1 pseudogene is annotated in these 1,366 nt (G+C 66.7%); it reads right to left on the reverse strand.

The annotated features are described in order from the left end of the window. Positions 1-32 precede the first annotated feature (32 nt). Positions 33-1,315 (reverse strand): annotated as a pseudogene (gene tnpC, locus JKG68_RS32335) (IS66 family transposase). Positions 1,316-1,366 lie beyond the last annotated feature (51 nt).

Here is a 1,366-nt window from a genome sequence, read left to right on the forward strand (position 1 = left end):
GTAATTACCCACGCCCTGTTTCGCACTGAGGTTCAGGCGGACACAGTCTGAAGGATTGTCTTGAACGCGTTGGTCTGCGGGCCGAGGCGCGCCGTGTCAACGACCGTGCGAATGTCCGCCTCGCCCTCAGCGGCCCACATAGCCCGGTAGCCATTGGTCACCTTGCGCTGAATGACGGCGGGTCTGAGCGCGCGTTCGCAGGCGTTGTTCGTCGCCTCGACCAAGCCGGGCCAGTGGGCGAAGGTCAGAAGCTGATCGCAGGCGCGCCGGACCTTGCTCTGAAGGGCACGGGCCAGATCGCACGATGTCGGCGTGGCCAGGATCGCGTCCAGACTGCGCTCCAGGGCCCGGCGCTTGCGAGCGAGAGTTGAGGCGGCCAGCGTTGCGACCTCCTCCGCAAGGGCGAAGGCCCGGTGCAGCCATGCTTAAGACGCAATGGCAGGACATCCGCGCTCGCCTCATCGGCATAAGCAATGTCGCGGGAAAGATGGGCCAGGCAGGTCTGGTGGGCATCCGCGTGGCCCTGCTGCGCGCTGTGGCGGTCGGAGCACCAGACCTCGGGCCGGTGCCCATCCATCATCGTCCGGACCACGAGGGCGCCCCGGGTTGGGGAGGCGCGATGGACCACCGCCTCCGAGCAGCGAAACACCCAATGATAGGCGTTAGAGCCCTCGATCCGGACACCGGTCTCATCGGAAGCGACGACCCGGGCCTGGCGCAATGCGGCCACCGCCTGTGCCCCGCCCTCGGCAAAGCGCCCCTGCGCCCGGCGCAGCAGGTTCATCAGCCCACCCCGGCTAAGCGTCAGACCGAACAGGTCGGCGAAAGCGCTTTGCAGCCGCTCGTAAGAAAGGGCCTGGAAGGTCTTCAAGTAGGTGGCCATGGCATGGATGCGCGGCCCGAACGGCGTCCCCTTGGCGGCGTCGGGCACGGGCGCAACGACCCGCGTTCCACAGGTCGGACAGCGCACTGCCAGGCGCCGATGGCGCTCGATCCACGGCTTGATGGCGGGCAGCTCGATCGTGTCGTGTTCGCTCACGGTCTCGGTCTGGAGATCGGTCGCCAGCCTGGTACAGCAGCATGGGCAGTGGTCCGGCTGATGGTCAATGAGGCCATCGACATCCGGGCTCATGGCGCGGCTGTGCCCGTCATGCCCCGGCTTGGCGCCACCGGGCTTGGCCTGATCCCGACGCTCCTTGCGATCCATCGAGGGCGGCTTCGAGGACGTGCGCGAGGTCTTCTGCGGCCGCTGCAGCCGCAGCACCAGCTCGATCAGCTCTTCCTTGCTCAGACGCTCAAGATCGCTGCGGCCCATGACAGCAAGGAATCAGCGAAATCCAGTTCGCGCAAGGGCCTGGGTAATTAC

This window comes from Microvirga aerilata, from assembly GCF_016743775.1.
Lineage (GTDB): Bacteria > Pseudomonadota > Alphaproteobacteria > Rhizobiales > Beijerinckiaceae > Microvirga > Microvirga aerilata.